Origin of the sequence: Sphingomonas sp. BT-65, from assembly GCF_026107375.2 — a bacterium.
GTDB lineage: Bacteria > Pseudomonadota > Alphaproteobacteria > Sphingomonadales > Sphingomonadaceae > Sphingomonas.
The window spans coordinates 1,875,670-1,892,748 of sequence record NZ_JAPCIA010000001.1 but is presented as its reverse complement, the minus strand read 5'-3'; the positions used below and the strand labels follow the sequence as shown (position 1 = coordinate 1,892,748).

Here is a 17,079-nt window from a genome sequence, read left to right as displayed (position 1 = left end):
GCGCGGCCGGGTCAATCGCCGCCTAGCGCCGCTCCGCCTTCTCCTTTGCCAGCCGCGCATCGAGCCGCTCGCTATAGGTCGCCGCGAGCGAGCGGCAGGCGGCCTTGTCGAGCAGCGGGTTGCGCACCCGCGAACGTTCGAGCGCGGCGAGGTGCTTGAGCGTGTCGTTGGTGTCGGGGTGCGAGGGGATGGCGATGTCGCAGCGCAGCGCGGCGAGCTTGGCCGCGCCGCGGCGCAGCAGCGCGACGCGCTCGGGATGGTCGGTGAAGCGGTACTCGTCTGCGCTCACCGGGTTGATGCTGGCGGCGAACACAAGGGTCGCGCAGGTCTTGCCTTCGCAGGATTGCCATGACCAGCTCGTGCTGCCCGCGGTATGGCCGGGCGTCGCCTGCGCCGTAACCGTCACGCCGCCGAGCCGCACCTGCTCGCCATCGCGCACGCCCCGGACCCGCGTCACGCCGGGCATCTGCGCATGGATGCCCGCCTGCGGATCGTCCGGGCCGACATTGCCGCGACGCAGCTCAGCCACCGCCGCCGCGCCCGCGATCACCATCGCGCCACTGTCGCGCGCCAGCGCGGCGACGCCACCGGCATGGTCCCAGTGCGGTTCGGTGACGAGGATGTACTTGATCTGCTTCGGGTCGAAGCCGAGCTTGCGGATATTGGCCTGGATCGCGCGCACCGATTGCGGCACCCCGCCGTCGAACAGGATCAGGCCGGCGGACGTGCGCACGAGCACCACGCCCAGCCCCTTGAATCCGACATAATAGCTCTGGCCATGGAGCCGCACCGGCGCCTGCGGCTCCAGCCAGCGCGCAGCATAGTCCGCCGCGATCGGGCGCAGCAGCGGGTCGTCGCGGTCGGCGCGCTGCCCGTCGGCCTGCCCGGTTAGCAAGGTGAGCGCGGCCAATGCGAATCCAGCTTTCCTCATCCTTATCCTCCACCGATCCGGGTTCCGGCACAAAATGCCGATGAAGTCCGGGCCGCACAAAGCATCAATTCTCGACTTAGGCATGAGCACAGTTCATGCTTCGCACATGGACCGCCCCCAGCTCCCGCTCAACGCGTTGCGCGCCTTCGAGGCGGCGGCGCGGCATCTCAACTTCACCCGCGCCGCGGCCGAGCTGTGCGTCAGCCAGGGGGCGGTGAGCCATCAGGTCGCGCTGCTCGAGCGGCGGCTCGGCGTGCCGTTGTTCCGCCGCCTGCCGCGCGGCCTCGCGCTCACCGACGAGGGGCTGGCGCTGGTGCCGGTGTTGGGCGACGCGTTCGACCGGATCGGCGAGACGCTCGACCGTTACGAGGGCGGCCGGATGCGCGAGGTGCTGACGGTCGGCGTGGTCGGCACCTTCGCCACCGGCTGGCTGCTGCCGCGGCTCGACGACTTTCAGCGCGCGCATCCGCAAGTCGATCTTCGGTTGCTGACCAACAACAACCGCGTCGATCTGGCAGGTGAGGGGCTGGATTACGCGATCCGCTTCGGCGACGGCGCGTGGCATGGCACCTATGCCGTCCCGCTGATCGCCGCACCGCTGTCGCCGCTCTGCGCGCCAGCCATCGCCGCGCGTCTCGCCACGCCCGCCGATCTCGCCCGCGAGACGCTGCTGCGCTCCTATCGACCCGACGAATGGCCGCGCTGGTTCGAAGCTGCGGGCGCGCCAAGCCCGCGTCTGACGGGGCCGGTGTTCGACAGTTCGGCGGTGATGATCGCCGCGGCGCTCGCCGGTCATGGAGTTGCGCTGGCGCCGCCGGCGATGTTCGAAGTCGACCTCGCCGCGGAACGCCTCGTCCAGCCCTTCGCCGTTGAGATCGCGCTGGGCCGCTACTGGCTGACCCGCCTCAACTCGCGGCGCGAGAGCGCGGCGATGCAGGCGTTCGCGGCGTGGCTGTCCGCGGCGGCCGGCGCCGCTTGAAATGTAGGATTTCGCGTGCTTCGCTCGGCTGGCAGGGCCAGTGCCCGGCCGCTCTTTGACACGTCGATCCCAGCCTGACACGCCGCGCGGAACCCCGCCGAACACGTCAACTTCGTCAATCTGGTCGCACCATCGCGCACGCGCGTAGGAGTGTGACTTTTGGGACTTTCCGCTGGTCGCCGGGAGCGGGTCAGGTCCGGTCGTTCCCGCCCTCGTCCAGCCGGACGATGCGCCCTACCTCAAGCTCGTCGATGCGCAGCTTGCGGATATGCGCTCGGCCAATCCAGAGGCGCCCTACGGCAAGCGCGCCGATCGCCAGCGCACCCATTGCCAGAGCGCCCACTGCGACCGCGCCCAGCGCCGACGCACCGATCGCGGAACTGCCGGTGGCGACGGCGCCGCGCGCCTCGGACGGCGCAACGACCACCGCCGCCGCCGGCTTGCGCGTCATTCCGCTGCCACCGCCGCGGCCTCATTCGCCGCCTCGATCTCCGCCGCCTTGGCCTCGACCAGCCGGACGATATGGTCGAGCATGTCCTCGCTCGACACCGTGTGGTCGGTGACGCCCGAGAGATAGACCATGTGCTTGCCGTTGCCGCCGCCGGTCAGGCCGATATCGGTCTCGCGCGCTTCGCCCGGCCCGTTGACCACGCAGCCGAGCACCGACAGGCTCATCGGCGTGCGGATGTGCTGCAGCCGCTCCTCCAGCGTCTGGACGGTGCGGATCACATCGAAGCCCTGGCGCGCGCAGCTCGGGCAGCTCACCACCCGCACCCCCCGGTTGCGGATGCCGAGCGCTTTCAGGATCTCGAAGCCGACGCGGACCTCCTCCTCGGGCTCGGCCGAGAGCGACACGCGGATCGTGTCGCCGATCCCGAACCACAGCAGCGATCCGATGCCGATCGCGCTCTTCACCGTCCCGCCGACGAACCCGCCCGCCTCGGTGATGCCGAGGTGTAGCGGGCAATCCACCGCCTCGGCGAGCTGCTGATAGGCGGCGGTGGCGAGGAACACGTCGCTCGCCTTCACCGCGACCTTGAATTCGTGGAAGTCGCGGTCCTGCAGCAGCTTGATATGGTCGAGCGCGCTCTCGACCAGCGCCTCGGGGCAGGGCTCGCCATATTTCTCGAGCAGATCCTTCTCGAGGGAACCGGCATTGACCCCGATGCGGATCGCGCAGCCATTGGCCTTGGCGGCGTTGACCACCTCGTTGACGCGCTCGGCCGAACCGATGTTGCCCGGGTTGATGCGCAGGCACGCAGCGCCGGCGTCGGCGGCTTCTAGCGCGCGCTTGTAGTGGAAATGGATGTCGGCGACCACGGGCACGCGGGCGGCGCGGACGATCTGCTTCAATGCCGCGGTGCTCGCGACATCGGGGCAGGAGACGCGGATGATGTCGACCCCCGCCTCCTCGCAGCGGCGAATCTGGTCGATCGTCGCCTTCGCGTCATCGGTCGGGGTGTTGGTCATCGTCTGGACGGTGACCGGCGCATCGCCGCCGACGGGCACGTTGCCGACCATGATCTGGCGGCTTTGGCGGCGCGCGATATCGCGCCAGGGACGCACGGACATTGGGATTCCTCTGGGTTCGCCGGCCCTATACCCGATCCGCCGCGCCCGAGAAAGGCGGGCGGCCGATAACCAATTGGTTAATTCCCGGGGCTATAGGCCGTGCCGTGACCGATGTAGGTGATCAACCCGTGCGTACCAACCGCCACTATGGCCTCGACTGGCTGCGCATCGCGGCGTTCGCGCTGCTGATCCTCTATCATATCGGCATGGTGTTCGCGCCCTGGACCTGGGTGATCAAGACCAACCACAGTTATCCCGAGCTGATCGCGCCGATGTCGCTGCTCACGCCGTGGCGGCTCGCTTTGCTGTTCGCGGTGTCGGGCTATGCCTCTTGGCACCTGTTCCAGAAGGCGGGGAGCGCGGGCAGGTTCCTGCATCTGCGCAACATCCGGCTGCTGGTGCCGCTCGCCTTCGGCATGGGGTTCCTGGTGCCGGTGGAGATGTGGGTGCGGGTGATGGAGAAGGGCTATCCGCACGGATATCTCCATTTCTGGCTGTCCGACTATTGGCGCTCGGGCGAGTTCTGGGGGCGCGAGTTCCCGAGCTGGGAGCATCTGTGGTTCGTCGCCTATCTGTGGACCTACACCGCGCTCCTCGCCGCGGCGCTGGCGATCGGCCGCGCGCGGATCGAGGCGGGCGCGGCGTGGCTGGTGGAATGGCTATCCAAGGGGTGGCGTATCCTGTGGTTCCCGATCGCCGGGCTGGCGGTCGCGAAGCTCGGGCTGCTGTTCGTCGTGCCCGAGGACCATGGGCTGCTCAGCGACTGGGCGGGGCATGCGCAATATCTGCCGATGTTCCTGTTCGGCTTCGTGCTCGCCGGTACGCCGCAGCTCTGGGCGCCGCTCCAGCGGAAGTGGAAGGCGGCGCTGGTGATCGCCGCGCTTTCCGGCGCGGTCGTCGTGGTGGTCGAGCTGGTCTTTCCCGGCGAGACGATCCCGCCGCGCTGGGTGATGGCAGGCGAGCGCGCGGCGCAGGTGGCGATGGCGTGGACGATGACGATCGCGCTGTTCGTGCTCGCCGACCGCTACTGGAACCGCGACCATCGCTGGCGCAAGTCGATCGCGGAGGCGGTGTTCCCCTTCTACCTGATCCACCAGCCGGCGATCGTCGTGATCACCTGGTATTCGCTCCCGCTCAAGCTCAATCCCTGGGTCGAGTTCGCGACGCTGCTCGCGGGCACCGGCGCGGCCTGTGCGGCCTTCTACCTGATCGGGCGCGAGATCGGCTGGCTGCGGCCGCTGATCGGGCTCGGCCCGCGTTCGCCACGCGCAGCACCGGAGATTTCGCCGCAACCGGCCTGACATTGGGCGCCGACCCGGCTAAGGGGCGGCGGTGGAACGGCATTACGGCATGGACTGGCTGCGGATCGGGGCGTTCGGCCTGCTGATCCTCTATCATGTCGGCATGGTCTTCGTGCCCTGGGGCTATCATGTGAAGACCGCGGCGCCCGCCGACTGGGTGACGGTGCCGATGCTGTTCACCAGTCCCTGGCGGCTGACCCTGCTGTTCCTCGTCTCGGGCTATGCCAGCCGCGCGCTGTGGTTGAAGTCGCGCAACGCGGGCAAGTTCGCGGCCAACCGCACCTGGCGGCTGATCGTGCCGCTGCTGTTCGGCGTCGCGGTGATCGTGCCGCCGCAGACTTGGGTCGAGCTGGTGACCCAGCACGGCTATTGGTTCAACTACTGGACCTTCTGGGCGCACCATTACTGGTATTTCGGCACGCTCGACGGGATCATCGTGCCGACCTGGAACCATCTGTGGTTCGTCGGCTATCTCTGGCTCTACACGCTCGCGCTGGCGCTGATCGTGCTGCTGCCGGGCGGGAGCTGGATCCAGCGACTGTTCGACCGCATCTTCGCCGGCACCCGCGTGCTGTGGCTGCCCGCCGCCTATCTGCTGCTGACCCAGGTGGTGATCTTCCAGCGCTGGAGCGACAGCCATGACGTGGTCAACGACGGCGTCGCGCATCTCGCTTATTTCCCGGCCTTTCTGTTCGGCTTCGCGCTGGCGGGGTCGGAGCCGGTGATGGGCTGGATCGCGCGGCTGTGGAAGCCAGCGGCGGTGCTCGGCCTTGCCGGCTACATCGTGTCGGTCGCGATCGACATCGCCTATACCGCCGATCCGCCCTGGGCGGTCGGGCGGATCATGCTCGCGGCGCGCTACATCCAGTGCTGGATGACGATCGCGGCGCTGATCGGCATCGCCGAGGTCTTCCTCAACCGCGACCACCGGCTGCGGCCGATGCTGACCGAGGCGGTGTTCCCCTTCTACCTCATCCACCAGACGATCATCGTCGTCGCGATGTACTGGCTGCTCAAGCTCGACCTGCCCGGGTTCGCGGAGTTCGCGATCCTCGTGCTCGCCACTGCGCTCGGCTGCTGGATCTTCTATCGCTATGGCCGTGAGATCCCGTTGCTGCGGCCGCTGATCGGGCTCAGGATGGAGCGGCGCGACCGCCCGCGTCCCGCGCCCGAACCTACGCCGGAGGCCGCATGAACCGCTCGTTCCTCATCGCCGGAGCCCTGCTGATGTCGCTTTCCGCCACGGCGCAGACCAAGCCCGAATGGACGCTGGTGATCCATGGCGGGGCTGGCGTGATGGAACGCGACAAGATGACGCCCGAGCGCGAGGCGGCGGTGCGCAAGGCGCTGGACGCGTCGCTTGAGGCCGGGTCGCAGGTGCTGGCCAAAGGCGGCAGCGCGCTCGACGCGGTCGAGGCGGCGGTGAAGGTGCTGGAGGACGATCCCAATTTCAACGCCGGCCGCGGTGCGGTGTTCACCTATGAGGGCACCAACGAGCTCGACGCCTCGATCATGGAGGGGACGACGCGCAAGGCGGGCGCGGTCGCGGGTGTGACGCGGACCAGGAACCCGATCAGCCTTGCCCGCAAGGTGATGGAGGACAGCCCGCATGTGATGCTGGCGGGTAAGGGCGCCGACCAGTTCAGCGCGGAGAAGGGGCTGGAGCAGGTCGACCCGTCGTACTTCGCGACCGAGGAACGCCGTCGCCAGCTCGAGACGCTCAAGGCGAAGAAGACCAGCTGGTTCGACGTCGACCGCAAGTTCGGCACGGTCGGCGCGGTGGCGATGGACAAAGCGGGCCATGTCGCCGCCGCGACCTCGACCGGCGGGATCACCGGCAAGCGCTGGGGCCGGATCGGCGATTCGCCGGTGATTGGCGCGGGCACCTACGCCGACGACCGTGCCTGCGCCGTCTCGGCGACCGGGGCGGGAGAGTATTTCATCCGCGTCGGCGTGGCGCACGAGATTTGCACTTCGATGCGATTGGCGCGGCGGGCGGAGCATGTCGAATGCCCGGACCAGGCGAAGGAAGAATTCGCGCAGTGCTGGAGGCGTCCTGAACTGGATGCCGAGACGGCCACCGATATCGCGACAGTGGTGATGGACGAGGTGAAGGAACTCGGTGGCAGCGGCGGCGTGATCTTCGTGACGCCCGACGGAGCGGGCGGCTGGAGCTTCAACACGCCGGGCATGTACCGCGGCAAGGTTTCGGCGGACGGCGAGAAGGTCGTCGCGATCTACAACGACGAGGGCTGATCGGCGGTTCGCACCGGGTGATTCGCGCTGGAAGCTGTCAAAACTCACACTACGTCTCCCCCGATCTGCCCTCCGTCCAGACACTCGCGTGCCGGACTGGCTGAGCAGGGAAAATAGGAAGCTCATTTCAGAACATATATAGAACATTCGCCAATATTGCAAGCGATTTTGGTGCATCGACCGGCTATGGCGCTTCGCATGATTCGCCGCATCCTCGCCGCCGTCGCGCTCGCCGCGACGCTCATCGCCTCACCCGCCTTCGCCTATTGGGAATATAGCCATGAGACGATCGCCGCGATCGCCTACAGGAATGCGAAGCCCGAGACGCGGCGCGAGATCGACCGGCTGCTCGCGCGCCAGGCGCTGCTCGAGACCCCGACCTGTCCCGCGAAGACGATCGAGCAGGCGAGCATCTGGGCGGACTGCATCAAGCCGCTCGGGCAACGGTTCAGCTATGCCTATAACTGGCACTATCAGAATGTGAGCATCTGCAAGCCGTTCACGCTCAAGGGCAATTGCCCCGACGGCAATTGCGTCTCGGCGCAGATCGAGCGCGACGTGAAGCTGCTGCAGGATCCCAAGGTGCCGGTGCGCGAGAAGGTGATGGCGCTCGCCTTCCTCGTCCATTTCGTCGGCGACCTGCACCAGCCGCTGCATGCCGGCGACAAGGGCGACCTGGGCGGCAACCGGGCGCGGTCGGACTATGGCATCTATGGCCCCGAGCGGCTGAACCTGCACACGATCCTCGACGGGTGGCTGGCCGAGCGCGCGATCTCGACCCCGCCGCCGCTGGTCGTCGCCTATCCGGCGGAGGAGCGCGTGGCGCAGGGCGCGGGGACGGTCGAGGACTGGAGCCGCGAGAATTGGGAGGTCGCGAAAGAGGCCTATGCCGCGGCTTATGGCGGCGACCCGTGCCGCGACGACATGCCGCCGCGCGGCAAGATGGACGACGCGACGGTGGAAAGGCTGGTACCGGTGATGCGCCAGCAGATCACCCGCGGCGGCCTGCGCCTCGCCCGGCTGCTCGACGAGGCGTTCGGCCCGCCACCGCCGGCTACGCCCTAGGTCCGCGCATAATTTTCGAGGAACCCGCAGCGCTGGCAGCGCCAGGTGGTGATCTCGATCGGCTTGTCCTTGCCTTGCTTGACGCCGAACCAGCCCTTGCGCGGCACACCGGGCGACCAGCCGGGGAGGACCGGCATGTCGTGACGTTCGGTGAGCACGAAGCCTTCGATCATCGACCCCTGGCATTTGGGACATGGGTTCGACCGCATCTCAACCTTCCTCCTTTGGCGGCCGGCCGCGCTTGGCGCGCACCGGATCCGCGAGCTTGACGCCGCGCCTGGCCAGCGCCTCGCGCAGCAGGCATTCGACCTGCGCGTTGACGCTGCGCAGATCAGTCGCCGCGCTCCGCTCGATCGCGGCGTAGAGCGCAGGGTCGAGGCGGAGCGGGAACGCTTTCTTGGGTGGGGCGGACACAGGCCCTCTCCCGTTATTGATACAGACTACCCGTGTTCACCACCGGCTGGGTGTCGCGCTCCGAGCAGAGCACGACCATCAAGTTCGAGACCATCGCCGCGCGGCGCTCGTCATCGAGCTCGACGACATTCTTCTGGGACAGCTGCTCGAGCGCCATCTCGACCATGCCGACCGCACCCTCGACCAGGGTCTTGCGCGCCGCGACCACGGCCTCGGCCTGCTGGCGGCGGAGCATCGCCTGGGCGATCTCCTGCGCATAGGCGAGGTGGGTGAGGCGGCATTCGTCGATATGCACGCCGGCCATCTCGACTCGCTCCTGCAGCTCGGCGCGCAGCTCGTCGCTGACATGCTCGGCATTGCCGCGCAGCGTGATCTCCTCATGCGTGAAGTCGTCATAGGGGTAGCGCGAGCCGATCGCGCGCACCGCGCTCTCGATCTGGATGTGGACGAACTCGCGATAGTCGTCGACGTCGAACAGCGCCTGCGCGGTGTCGGCGACGCGCCACACCACGTTCGACGCGATCTCGATCGGGTTGCCGCGCAGGTCGTTCACCTTGAGCCGCTCCGAGGTGATGTTGTGGATGCGGACCGAGATCTTCTTCTTGATCAGCCACGGCCATGCCCAGCGCAGCCCGGTGTTGCGATCGGTGCCCTTGTATTCGCCGAACAGCAGGATCGCCGCAGCCTGGTTGGGCTGGAGCAGGTAGAAGCCGAGCAGCACGAAGAGGAAGACGAGCCCGCTCGCCGCCATGCCGAGGACGGCCCAGATCATATCGTCCGAAAGCGGCGCGCTGAACGCGAAGCCCAGGATCGCGAGCAGAAGGACGAGCAGCATGGCATAGCCACTGGCGGTGGAAGCGGGGCGCTCGGCGCTGCTGCGGAGCGCGCGGGGGTTCGAATCGGTCATCAATGCCTCCCGTAAATCATGATATCAAATTTATATCGAATCTTATGAAAGACAAGCGGAATCGGATATTGGGGATGCATTGATACGGGCATCATTTGATGCTATTTCTCGCATCAAGGAGAAGTGATATGCGGACCACGGTCGTGCTGGATGACGAACAACTGGCGGAGGCACAGGAGTTTACGGGCCTGAAGGAAAAGTCGCAGCTGCTTCGCGAAGCATTGAAGGCGCTGATCGAGCGGGAGAGCGCGCGCCGCCTGGCCTTGTTGGGCGGCAGTGAGCCAGACATTGGCGCTCCTCCCCGTCGCCGTGCGAAATTGGGATGATCCTGGCCGATACCACGATCTGGATCGATCATTTGCGGCATGGTGATCCGCTCATGGCCGAGCGGCTTCAGTCCGGCCTGATCTTCACCCATCCATTCGTTATCGGCGAGATCGCCCTGGGCAGCCTTCGCCGCCGCGAAGACATATTGAGGGCTTTGCGCAGACTGCCGGCCACGACGCGAGCGCGAGACGAAGAGGTTCAAATCCTGATCGAGCGACAGCCACTCTACAATCTGGGTATTGGCTATGTTGATGCGCACTTGCTGGCAGCGGTGCGGCTTACGCCCGGATTACGTTTATGGACGCGGGACAGGCGGCTGCATGGGGCTGCGCTGAACTTGGGCGTTGCGTTACCAACCACGGTCCATTGAAAAGGGGCGCCGCCCTTGCGGACCGCGCCCCTTCGCTTTTCACGATAGGCCAGATCAGTTGATGACGATCGTCACCGCGCGGCGGTTCTGGGCCCAGCTCTGCTCATCCGAGCCGAGCGCGAGCGGGCGCTCCTTGCCATAGCTGATCGTGGTGATGCGGGTCGCCGAGACGCCGCGCGCCGCGAGATAGTTCTTCGCGGCATTGGCGCGGCGGTCGCCGAGCGCGAGATTGTATTCACGCGTGCCGCGCTCGTCGGCGTGACCTTCGAGCGTGATCCGCGTGTTGGGGAACTGAGTCAGCCACTGCGCCTGGCTGTCGAGGATCGTGCGCGCCTGCGCGTCGATGTCATACTGGTCGAGCGCGAAGTGGATCGTGTCGCTCGACACGTTCTGCTTGAAATGCTCGGGGCTGCCGGGCTGGACCGCGCCGCCGGTGTCGGTGCCGGGGCCCGGGCCGGGATCGACCGCGCCGGGGTTGGGGGGCAGCGTCTCGGGACGCTTCTTCGAGCAGCCGGCGACCGCGATCGCCATGGTGCCGATGATGAGGGCGGTTCTAAGCTTTGCCACTGGTGGTTCTCCCTAGGCATTTACGGATTTCGTGAGCGGAGCGATCGTGTTCAGGGGCGTAACGGTCCCCAGGCCGGATCGGATCCATCGAGCGGCGTTGGAATCCGCCGCGCATTGGTGCCGGTGAGGTCCACCGACCAGACATCGGCCTTGCCCGAGCGGCCCTGCGCCCCGCGATAGAACATCAGCACGCGGCCATTGGGCGAGAAGCTCGGACCCTCGTCGCCCCAGGCGTTGGTCAGCAATTTCTCGCCGCCGCCCGAAGGGGTCATCACCCCGATGCGGAAGCCGCCGCCGCCCATGCGGGTGAAGGCGATGAGGTCACCGCGCGGGCTCCATACGGGCGTCGCATAGCGCCCGCCGCCGAAGCTGATGCGCTGCTGGTTCGAGCCGTCGGCGTTCATCACATAGAGCTGCTGCGTGCCCGAGCGGTCGCTCTCGAATACGATGCGGCGGCCGTCGGGCGAGTAGCTGCCGCCGGTGTCGATGCCGGGGCCGCTGGTCAGCTGCTGCGGCGAGCCGCCGGTGGACGAGATGCGATAGACATCGGCGTTGCCCGCGGTCGACATGGTGAACAGGATCCAGCGGCCGTCGGGGGAGAAGCGCGGCGCGAAGGCGAGGCTGACATTGGTGACGAGCAGCCGCTGCCGGCCCGAGGCGAGGTCGTAGACATAGAGCGCGGGCTTGTCGCCCTGGTAGCTCATATAGGCAATGCGGCGTTCGTCGGGGGACAGGCGCGGGGTCAGCACGATCGACTGGCCGTTGGTCAGGAAGCGGTGGTTGGCGCCGTCCTGGTCCATGATCGCGAGCCGCTTGATGCGGCGATTCTTGGGCCCGGTCTCGCTGACATAGACCACGCGGCTATCGAAATAGGGGCCTTCGCCCGACAGGCGGGTGTAGATCGCGTCGGCGCATTTGTGCGCAGCGCGGCGCCAGTCGGACGGGCCCACGTCGAACCCCTGGCGGGTGAGCTCGGTGCCGAGCGCGACGTCGTAGAGATAGCAGCCGACGGTGAGCCGCCCCCCGCCGCCGGCCTGGACATAGCCCTGGACCAGCGCCTGCGCGGTGGCGCCGCGCCAATAGGCGAAGTCGGGCGCGCGGACCTGGCCCACCGCGGGGGTACGCACGCCGTTGGGGCCGATCGGCTTGAACAGGCCCGAGTTGCGCAAATCGGCGGCGATCACCTCGGCGATCTGGCGGCCGAGCGCCTCGGTGTTGCCCGCCGGGGTCTGCACCGCCTGAGTCGTCGGCATGGCGGGGATGAGGATGGTAAGGTCGGCCGAGGCGGTGTCGGTGACGTCGACGCTGAGGCCTTCCTCCTGCTGGGCGGGGGCGGGGATTGCGGGCGGAGTCACTTCCTGCGCGACCACCGGCGTGGCGATCAGGAGGGCGACGAGCGAAAGTGCGGGCTTCATCGGCTGAGGTTCCTGTCGAAATTGGGTCTGAGGAGCTTCCAGGCGTCGTAATATTCTTCCGGAAGGTTGAAGGGGGCGGCGAGGCGCGCCGCGTTGAGCGCGCGTTCCTTGTGCAGGTCGGCCTGCGCGCGGTTGCTGGCGTTGACCCCGGTCTGCGCGATCACCCGCGGCGGCGCGGCGAGCGAGCCGTCGCGGTTGAGGCGGATCTCGACCGTGGTGCGCAGCAGCTCGACATCGGCGCCGGTCGGCGAACGCCAGTGCGGGCGAAGCTGGCGGATCACCTCGGCGGCGAGGCTCGCCTTGACCGCGGCACCGATCTGGCTCGCCTGCGGAGTCTTGGCCTTGCCCTTGCTCGGCTGGTCGGTGAGGCCGTCGACGATGCCCGAAAGGCGGCCGGTGGGGCGCACCTCGCGCGTGGTCTGCTTGGGCTGCGCCTTGGGCGGGGCAGCGCTGGCCTTTTTGGGCTCGACCTTTTGCGGCTCGGGTTTGCGCGGCGAGGGGCGCGGCTCGGCCTTGGGCGGCGTGGGGTCCGGACGCACGACCGGCTCGGGCTCGGGGCGCTCGACCGGGGGCGGGGTGAGCGGCTCGGGCGGGGCCTGGGTCTCGGCGAGGCGTTCGGCAGGGGCCTCGCGGTTGATCTCGGGCGCCTCGCTGACGAGGCCCGCCTCGTCGGTCAACGAGATCTCGATCGGGGTCGGCTGGAGCTTCTCGGGGTTCGGCGTGGCGAGGAAGCCGACCGTCAGCAAGCCGAACAGGATCACATGGCCGAGCAGCGCCAGGCCGATCCCCGTTCCCTCGCGACGATCGAGCACCAGCGCCATGTCAGCCGCCATCCACCGGCGTGGTCACCAGCGACACCTTGTTGAGGCCGACACGGTTCAATTCGCCCATCACGCGCATCACCTTGCCATATTCGAGGCGGAGGTCTGCGCGGAGATAGACCTGCGGCTTGTCCTCGCCGCGCTGCGTGGCGATCTCCTCGAGCAGCGGCGGCAGGCCCTCCTCGGTCACTTCGCTGTTGTCGAGAAAGATCGCGCCCTGCTGGTCGATCGTGATCTGGACCGGCTTCGCGTCCTGGTCGAGCGGCTTGGCGCGGCTCTCGGGCAAGTTCACCTGGACGCCTGCGGTGAGCAGCGGCGCGGTGACCATGAAGATGATCAGCAGCACCAGCATCACGTCGACCAGCGGCGTGACGTTGATGTCCGCCATCGGCGCGCGCCGGCCCTTGCCGCGGCTGGAGGGGAGGTTAACGGCCATCTAGATCCTCCCCCAGCTTGTCTTGGGGAGGGGGACCGCCGCCGAAGGCGGTGGTGGAGAGGCGGCCGCGCAGACGGCCGGCAACAGCTCGGCAAAATTCCGCCCTCTGCGGGGCGGCCCCTCCGTCATCGCTGCGCGATGCCACCTCCCCCGATGGGGGAGGAATGTGGACGCGCCAATCACAACCCCGCTCCCCCGCCGTCGAGCTGGCGGCTCAATGTGGCGTGGAAGCCGTCCGCGAAGCGGTTCAGATGCGCCTCGACCTTGTTGATGCCATGGCTGAAGCGGTTGTAGGCGATCACCGCGGGGATGGCTGCGAACAGGCCGATCGCAGTGGCAAATAGTGCTTCGGCAATGCCTGGCGCGACGACGGCGAGCGAGGTGTTCTGCTCGCTGGCGATCGCGGTGAAGCTGCGCATGATGCCCCACACCGTGCCGAACAGCCCGACGAACGGCGCGACCGCGCCGACCGTGGCGAGGATGTTGAGCCGGTCCGAGAGCTTGTCGATCTCATACGCGACCGCAGCGCCCATCGTGGTGGCGAGCCGCTCGCGCGTGCCGTCCTTGTCGAGCGCGCGCCCGCCGGTCGAGCGGCGCCATTCGGTGACCCCGGCGGCGAACACGCGCGCGACCGGATGGTCGCTGTCGCCGTGCATGCGGTAGAAGACGTCGATATCGTCGGACTTGCGATAGTCGCGTTCGAACGCGTCGGTCGACTTGCGCGCCTTGGCGATGCGGCCGCGCAAGGAGAAGATGATCCCCCAGGTCCAGATGCTGGCGAGCAGCAGGCCGATCATCACCGCCTTCACCACCCAGTCGGCCTGGAGGAACAGGCCAAGCGGCGACATGGCCGCGGCGTCGGTATTCACGAACAATTCCATGTGTCGCTCAATTCCCCTTCGATACAAGCGGCACGAACGCGTCCACCCAATGGGCCGGCTGCCGCCTGGGACGCCCGTTTGGCGCCACGAACGCGGCCTCGACCTCTGCCTGAACGAGCAATTCGTCGTGCCGCATGACTCGTTGCTGAATATCGACTGACGCCGCACGCACGCGGACCAGCCGGCTGACGACGGTCAACGCGTCATCGAGCCGGGCGGGTCCAGCAAAGCGAAGTTGCATGCGCGTGACGGCATAGGCGCCTTCGCCCGCCTCGTGCGCGGCGCGCTGGTCGATCCCGGCGAGGCGCAGCATGTCCGAGCGCGCGCGCTCCATGAAGCGCAGATAATTGGCGTGATAGACCACGCCCGACAGGTCCGTGTCCTCGAAATAGACACGGACCGGGAAACGATGCTCGAGGCCGTCGAAGCGGCCGGCGATCACAGGGTCGTCGGCGGGCATGGACGTTTGCACCTAGCCGACGCGAGTCGGGAGATAAAGGTTAAGCGGACCGTTACGCCTTCGACATGTCGATGACTTGCTTCCACTCGTCGGGTGTGACCTTGCCCACCGAGAGGCGCGAGAATTTGACGAGGTCCATCTCGGCGAGCCTGGGCTCGGCCTTGACCGCCTTGAGCGTGACCGGCTTGGCGAGCGGCTCGACCGGCTTCACCTCGACCGAGACCCAGTGTTTGCCGTCGCCGTCTGGCTTGGCCTCGCGGCTCACCTCCATGATCCCGACGATCTCGAGCCCCTGCACGCTGTGGTAGAAGAAGGCGCGGTCGCCGACCTTCATCGCCTTGAGGTTGAGCGCGGCGGTATAGTTGCGCACCCCGTCCCACTCGGTCTTGCCGTCGCGGACCAGATCGTCCCAGCCGAAGGTTTCGGGCTCCGACTTCATCAGCCACAGATTCATGTGGAGGTTCCTTTGTCTGTGTCGGCTTCGCCGACCGGCACCAGCCCGCTCCCCCACCCGGCCACCCATAGGATACTGGCGTTGGGTGGCCGGGTGGGGGAGCGGGCTGGTGCCGCCTTCAAACGCCAAACAACTCTAAACCGCAAGTGAACATGCGATTCCGCGGCAATTCAGGTCGACTCACGCAGATTGCACCCAGGCGCCCGCTCATGCGTTACCGGCGTCGACAGTGCAGATGCACGAGGAGGAAGTCATGAAGACCATCACCAAGGCGGTGCTCGGACTGACGCTCGGCGCCACCGCGCTCACTGCGGCCGCTCCGGCGGACGCGCAGCGCTATTACCGCCATCGTCACCGCGACAACACGGGCACGGCGATCGTCGCCGGGATCGCGGGCATCGCGATCGGCGCGGCGCTCGCCTCGTCGAGCCGCGACCGTTATCGCGATCGCTATTACGACCGCTACGACCGGCGCTACTACAATTACGACCGCTATTATTACGACTATGACCGGCCGTATTATCGCGAGCGCGGCTATTATCCGCGCGACGGCTATTACTACCGCCACTATGAGCGCCGCGGCTGGCGCGGCTGCACGATCCGCCGCGTCTACGACCCCTATCTGGGGCGCCGGGTCCGCGTTCGTTACTGCTGATCCCAAGCACAGCAGCAACAGGGCGGCGCGGGTTTATTCCCGCGCCGCTTTTGGTTAGGGGCGTTCCAATGAGCGACACCCCTCCCGACCGCCTCTCGGTCAATCCGAAGAGCCCGCACTTCAATGCCGAGCTGCTCCAGCGCGGCATCGGCATCCGCTTCAAGGGCGTCCAGCGCCGCGACGTCGAGGAATATTGCATGTCCGAAGGCTGGATCCGCGTGCAGCTCGGCAAGAAGACCGACCGCAAGGGCGATCCGCTGACGATCAAGCTCAACGGCCCGGTCGAGGCGTGGTTCGAGACCGAAGCGGCGGGTGAGGGCGAGGCCTCGGAAGAGGCCTAGTCCTATCCCGTCATCCCGGCCTCGTGCCGGGATCCACGGCTCCCCACGCCATGCCTTCCCGGCTCCGGCGCTTCGCCTGCCTCCCGGTGGACCCGGCACAAGGCCGGGGTGACGGTGAAGTAGGTCTGCGCTTCTATCCGCCCAGTACCTCCCGCGCGGCACTTTCCAGCGCCTGCATCGCGGCGCGATAGGGGAAGGGGCCGTGGCTGATCCGGGCGATGCCGGCTTGCGCCACCGCGGCGGCATCGGGCGCGCCGGGGAAGGCCATGAAGTTCACGGGCACCGGCGACTCCCAGCACACCCGCGCGAGCAGCTCGAGATTGGCGAGGCCGGGGACGAACAGGCCGCTCGCGCCCGCCTTGGCATAGGCATGCGCGCGTTCGATCGCGGCATCGGCCTTGGCTTCGTCATGCGTGTCGGGCTTGGCCTGCAGGAAGATGTCGGTGCGCGCGTTGATGAAGAAGGCCGGGCCCGTCGCGGCGCGGATCGCGGCGATGCGCTCGGCCTGGAAGGCGCAGGGATGGATCCCCTCGCCGCCGACCACCTGATCCTCGAAATTGCAGCCGACCGCGCCGGTTGCCGCGAGCCGCGCGACATTGGCCGCCGCTGCTTCGGGCTCGACGGCATAGCCGCCCTCGAAGTCGATCGTCACCGGCACATCGACCGCCGCGACGATCCGCGCGGCGATGTCGAGCACCAGGTCGAGCGGCACCGCCTCGCCGTCGGCGAAGCCGTTGGCCATCGCGACCGAGGCGCTGCCCGTGGCGATCGCCTGCGCGCCCGCGGCGGCGACCGCTTTCGCCGAGCCGGCATCCCAGATGTTGAACAGCACCAGCGGAGCGCGCGGGGCATGCAGCGCAACGAAGCGATCGAACTTCTCGGTCATCGGGGGTTCCTCCTCTTTGCGGCGCTTCTACTGCCGGAACG

Annotated in this window: 23 protein-coding genes; 9 read left to right on the top strand and 14 right to left on the bottom strand. The window is 67.6% G+C overall.

The window, feature by feature from the left end; genetic code table 11:
- Positions 1-22: 22 nt before the first annotated feature.
- Positions 23-931 carry a subclass B3 metallo-beta-lactamase gene (gene bla / locus OK349_RS09105; protein WP_265117500.1) on the bottom strand — a complete coding sequence of 303 codons (909 nt, stop codon included), beginning with the start codon at positions 929-931 and terminating at the stop codon, positions 23-25.
- Between the two features lie 106 nt (positions 932-1,037).
- On the opposite strand from bla, the gene OK349_RS09100 reads away from it, so the two are divergent.
- Positions 1,038-1,910: a LysR family transcriptional regulator gene (locus tag OK349_RS09100; RefSeq protein WP_265118569.1), complete on the top strand. Its 873-nt coding sequence runs from the start codon at positions 1,038-1,040 to the stop codon at positions 1,908-1,910.
- 190 nt (positions 1,911-2,100) lie between these two features.
- Here OK349_RS09100 and OK349_RS09095 read toward each other — a convergent pair whose 3' ends face one another.
- Together OK349_RS09095 and ispG are read right to left on the bottom strand one after the other, a co-directional pair.
- Complete coding sequence (locus OK349_RS09095; protein ID WP_265117499.1) at positions 2,101-2,361, bottom strand: hypothetical protein; 261 nt, start codon at positions 2,359-2,361, stop codon at positions 2,101-2,103.
- Positions 2,358-3,482 (bottom strand): flavodoxin-dependent (E)-4-hydroxy-3-methylbut-2-enyl-diphosphate synthase, encoded by a 1,125-nt coding sequence (gene ispG / locus OK349_RS09090; protein WP_265117498.1) that lies wholly within the window; start codon positions 3,480-3,482, stop codon positions 2,358-2,360. Before ispG ends, OK349_RS09095 begins: the two co-directional genes overlap by 4 nt.
- 104 nt (positions 3,483-3,586) lie before the next feature.
- Here ispG and OK349_RS09085 point away from each other — a divergent pair, with 104 nt between their 5' ends.
- The 4 genes from OK349_RS09085 to OK349_RS09070 all read left to right on the top strand — a co-directional run bounded on the left by OK349_RS09085 (position 3,587) and on the right by OK349_RS09070 (position 8,104).
- Positions 3,587-4,783 carry an acyltransferase family protein gene (locus OK349_RS09085; protein ID WP_265117497.1) on the top strand — a complete coding sequence of 399 codons (1,197 nt, stop codon included), beginning with the start codon at positions 3,587-3,589 and terminating at the stop codon, positions 4,781-4,783.
- A 31-nt stretch (positions 4,784-4,814) separates the two neighbouring features.
- Positions 4,815-5,978, top strand: a complete 1,164-nt coding sequence (locus OK349_RS09080; protein WP_265117496.1) for an acyltransferase family protein — start codon at positions 4,815-4,817, stop codon at positions 5,976-5,978.
- On the top strand, positions 5,975-7,039 hold the full coding sequence (locus OK349_RS09075; protein WP_265117495.1) for an isoaspartyl peptidase/L-asparaginase family protein: 1,065 nt from the start codon (positions 5,975-5,977) through the stop codon (positions 7,037-7,039). Before OK349_RS09080 ends, OK349_RS09075 begins: the two co-directional genes overlap by 4 nt.
- A gap of 198 nt (positions 7,040-7,237) precedes the next feature.
- The gene (locus OK349_RS09070) at positions 7,238-8,104 is read left to right on the top strand and encodes a S1/P1 nuclease (protein ID WP_265117494.1); all 867 of its coding nucleotides are present in this window, start codon (positions 7,238-7,240) and stop codon (positions 8,102-8,104) included.
- Here the strand turns inward: OK349_RS09070 and OK349_RS09065 are convergent.
- The 3 genes from OK349_RS09065 to OK349_RS09055 are packed head-to-tail and all read right to left on the bottom strand — an operon-like array spanning position 8,101 to position 9,425.
- A complete protein-coding gene (locus OK349_RS09065; RefSeq protein ID WP_265117493.1) occupies positions 8,101-8,277 on the bottom strand; it encodes a hypothetical protein in 177 nt (58 codons plus the stop codon). The genes OK349_RS09070 and OK349_RS09065 overlap by 4 nt on opposite strands.
- Positions 8,278-8,314: 37 nt before the next feature.
- Positions 8,315-8,518, bottom strand: a complete 204-nt coding sequence (locus OK349_RS09060; protein WP_265117492.1) for a type II toxin-antitoxin system antitoxin — start codon at positions 8,516-8,518, stop codon at positions 8,315-8,317.
- Positions 8,519-8,531: 13 nt separating this feature from the next.
- On the bottom strand, positions 8,532-9,425 hold the full coding sequence (locus tag OK349_RS09055; protein WP_265117491.1) for an SPFH domain-containing protein: 894 nt from the start codon (positions 9,423-9,425) through the stop codon (positions 8,532-8,534).
- Positions 9,426-9,553: 128 nt separating this feature from the next.
- Here OK349_RS09055 and OK349_RS09050 point away from each other — a divergent pair, with 128 nt between their 5' ends.
- Positions 9,554-9,751, top strand: a complete 198-nt coding sequence (locus OK349_RS09050; RefSeq protein ID WP_265117490.1) for a type II toxin-antitoxin system VapB family antitoxin — start codon at positions 9,554-9,556, stop codon at positions 9,749-9,751.
- Positions 9,748-10,122 (top strand): type II toxin-antitoxin system VapC family toxin, encoded by a 375-nt coding sequence (locus tag OK349_RS09045; RefSeq protein ID WP_265117489.1) that lies wholly within the window; start codon positions 9,748-9,750, stop codon positions 10,120-10,122. Before OK349_RS09050 ends, OK349_RS09045 begins: the two co-directional genes overlap by 4 nt.
- A gap of 54 nt (positions 10,123-10,176) precedes the next feature.
- Here the strand turns inward: OK349_RS09045 and pal are convergent, their stop codons facing one another.
- The 7 genes from pal to OK349_RS09010 form a co-directional block, all read right to left on the bottom strand.
- The gene (pal, locus tag OK349_RS09040) at positions 10,177-10,689 is read right to left on the bottom strand and encodes a peptidoglycan-associated lipoprotein Pal (RefSeq protein ID WP_265117488.1); all 513 of its coding nucleotides are present in this window, start codon (positions 10,687-10,689) and stop codon (positions 10,177-10,179) included.
- Between the two features lie 50 nt (positions 10,690-10,739).
- Positions 10,740-12,104: a Tol-Pal system beta propeller repeat protein TolB gene (tolB, locus tag OK349_RS09035; protein WP_265117487.1), complete on the bottom strand. Its 1,365-nt coding sequence runs from the start codon at positions 12,102-12,104 to the stop codon at positions 10,740-10,742.
- Positions 12,101-12,937 carry a cell envelope biogenesis protein TolA gene (locus tag OK349_RS09030; RefSeq protein WP_265117486.1) on the bottom strand — a complete coding sequence of 279 codons (837 nt, stop codon included), beginning with the start codon at positions 12,935-12,937 and terminating at the stop codon, positions 12,101-12,103. Before OK349_RS09030 ends, tolB begins: the two co-directional genes overlap by 4 nt.
- On the bottom strand, positions 12,927-13,361 hold the full coding sequence (tolR, locus tag OK349_RS09025) for a protein TolR (protein ID WP_265117485.1): 435 nt from the start codon (positions 13,359-13,361) through the stop codon (positions 12,927-12,929). Before tolR ends, OK349_RS09030 begins: the two co-directional genes overlap by 11 nt.
- 179 nt (positions 13,362-13,540) lie before the next feature.
- Complete coding sequence (tolQ, locus tag OK349_RS09020) at positions 13,541-14,242, bottom strand: protein TolQ (protein WP_265117484.1); 702 nt, start codon at positions 14,240-14,242, stop codon at positions 13,541-13,543.
- A gap of 7 nt (positions 14,243-14,249) precedes the next feature.
- Positions 14,250-14,702: a tol-pal system-associated acyl-CoA thioesterase gene (gene ybgC / locus OK349_RS09015; protein ID WP_265117483.1), complete on the bottom strand. Its 453-nt coding sequence runs from the start codon at positions 14,700-14,702 to the stop codon at positions 14,250-14,252.
- A 52-nt stretch (positions 14,703-14,754) separates the two neighbouring features.
- Entirely contained in the window at positions 14,755-15,156 is a 402-nt protein-coding gene (locus OK349_RS09010) for an EVE domain-containing protein (protein WP_265117482.1), read from the bottom strand.
- Between the two features lie 253 nt (positions 15,157-15,409).
- Between OK349_RS09010 and OK349_RS09005 the strand changes: the two genes are divergently transcribed.
- The gene (locus tag OK349_RS09005) at positions 15,410-15,811 is read left to right on the top strand and encodes a hypothetical protein (RefSeq protein ID WP_265117481.1); all 402 of its coding nucleotides are present in this window, start codon (positions 15,410-15,412) and stop codon (positions 15,809-15,811) included.
- Between the two features lie 68 nt (positions 15,812-15,879).
- Complete coding sequence (locus OK349_RS09000; protein WP_265117480.1) at positions 15,880-16,152, top strand: DUF3297 family protein; 273 nt, start codon at positions 15,880-15,882, stop codon at positions 16,150-16,152.
- Between the two features lie 133 nt (positions 16,153-16,285).
- Here OK349_RS09000 and OK349_RS08995 read toward each other — a convergent pair whose 3' ends face one another.
- On the bottom strand, positions 16,286-17,038 hold the full coding sequence (locus OK349_RS08995) for an isocitrate lyase/PEP mutase family protein (RefSeq protein WP_265117479.1): 753 nt from the start codon (positions 17,036-17,038) through the stop codon (positions 16,286-16,288).
- Positions 17,039-17,079 lie beyond the last annotated feature (41 nt).

Bases quoted from the DNA above. Each gene is read 5' to 3' on its own strand.
- tolR (WP_265117485.1), bottom strand. From the start codon at position 13,361: ATGGCCGTTAACCTCCCCTCCAGCCGCGGCAAGGGCCGGCGCGCGCCG.
- OK349_RS09075 (WP_265117495.1), top strand. From the start codon at position 5,975: ATGAACCGCTCGTTCCTCATCGCCGGAGCCCTGCTGATGTCGCTTTCC.
- tolB (WP_265117487.1), bottom strand. From the start codon at position 12,104: ATGAAGCCCGCACTTTCGCTCGTCGCCCTCCTGATCGCCACGCCGGTG.
- OK349_RS09055 (WP_265117491.1), bottom strand. From the start codon at position 9,425: ATGACCGATTCGAACCCCCGCGCGCTCCGCAGCAGCGCCGAGCGCCCC.
- bla (WP_265117500.1), bottom strand. From the start codon at position 931: ATGAGGAAAGCTGGATTCGCATTGGCCGCGCTCACCTTGCTAACCGGG.
- OK349_RS09095 (WP_265117499.1), bottom strand. From the start codon at position 2,361: ATGACGCGCAAGCCGGCGGCGGCGGTGGTCGTTGCGCCGTCCGAGGCG.
- OK349_RS09100 (WP_265118569.1), top strand. From the start codon at position 1,038: ATGGACCGCCCCCAGCTCCCGCTCAACGCGTTGCGCGCCTTCGAGGCG.
- OK349_RS09065 (WP_265117493.1), bottom strand. From the start codon at position 8,277: ATGATCGAAGGCTTCGTGCTCACCGAACGTCACGACATGCCGGTCCTC.
- OK349_RS09050 (WP_265117490.1), top strand. From the start codon at position 9,554: ATGCGGACCACGGTCGTGCTGGATGACGAACAACTGGCGGAGGCACAG.
- OK349_RS09010 (WP_265117482.1), bottom strand. From the start codon at position 15,156: ATGAATCTGTGGCTGATGAAGTCGGAGCCCGAAACCTTCGGCTGGGAC.
- ispG (WP_265117498.1), bottom strand. From the start codon at position 3,482: ATGTCCGTGCGTCCCTGGCGCGATATCGCGCGCCGCCAAAGCCGCCAG.
- OK349_RS09005 (WP_265117481.1), top strand. From the start codon at position 15,410: ATGAAGACCATCACCAAGGCGGTGCTCGGACTGACGCTCGGCGCCACC.
- ybgC (WP_265117483.1), bottom strand. From the start codon at position 14,702: ATGCCCGCCGACGACCCTGTGATCGCCGGCCGCTTCGACGGCCTCGAG.
- OK349_RS09045 (WP_265117489.1), top strand. From the start codon at position 9,748: ATGATCCTGGCCGATACCACGATCTGGATCGATCATTTGCGGCATGGT.
- OK349_RS08995 (WP_265117479.1), bottom strand. From the start codon at position 17,038: ATGACCGAGAAGTTCGATCGCTTCGTTGCGCTGCATGCCCCGCGCGCT.
- OK349_RS09070 (WP_265117494.1), top strand. From the start codon at position 7,238: ATGATTCGCCGCATCCTCGCCGCCGTCGCGCTCGCCGCGACGCTCATC.
- OK349_RS09000 (WP_265117480.1), top strand. From the start codon at position 15,880: ATGAGCGACACCCCTCCCGACCGCCTCTCGGTCAATCCGAAGAGCCCG.
- OK349_RS09030 (WP_265117486.1), bottom strand. From the start codon at position 12,937: ATGGCGGCTGACATGGCGCTGGTGCTCGATCGTCGCGAGGGAACGGGG.
- tolQ (WP_265117484.1), bottom strand. From the start codon at position 14,242: ATGGAATTGTTCGTGAATACCGACGCCGCGGCCATGTCGCCGCTTGGC.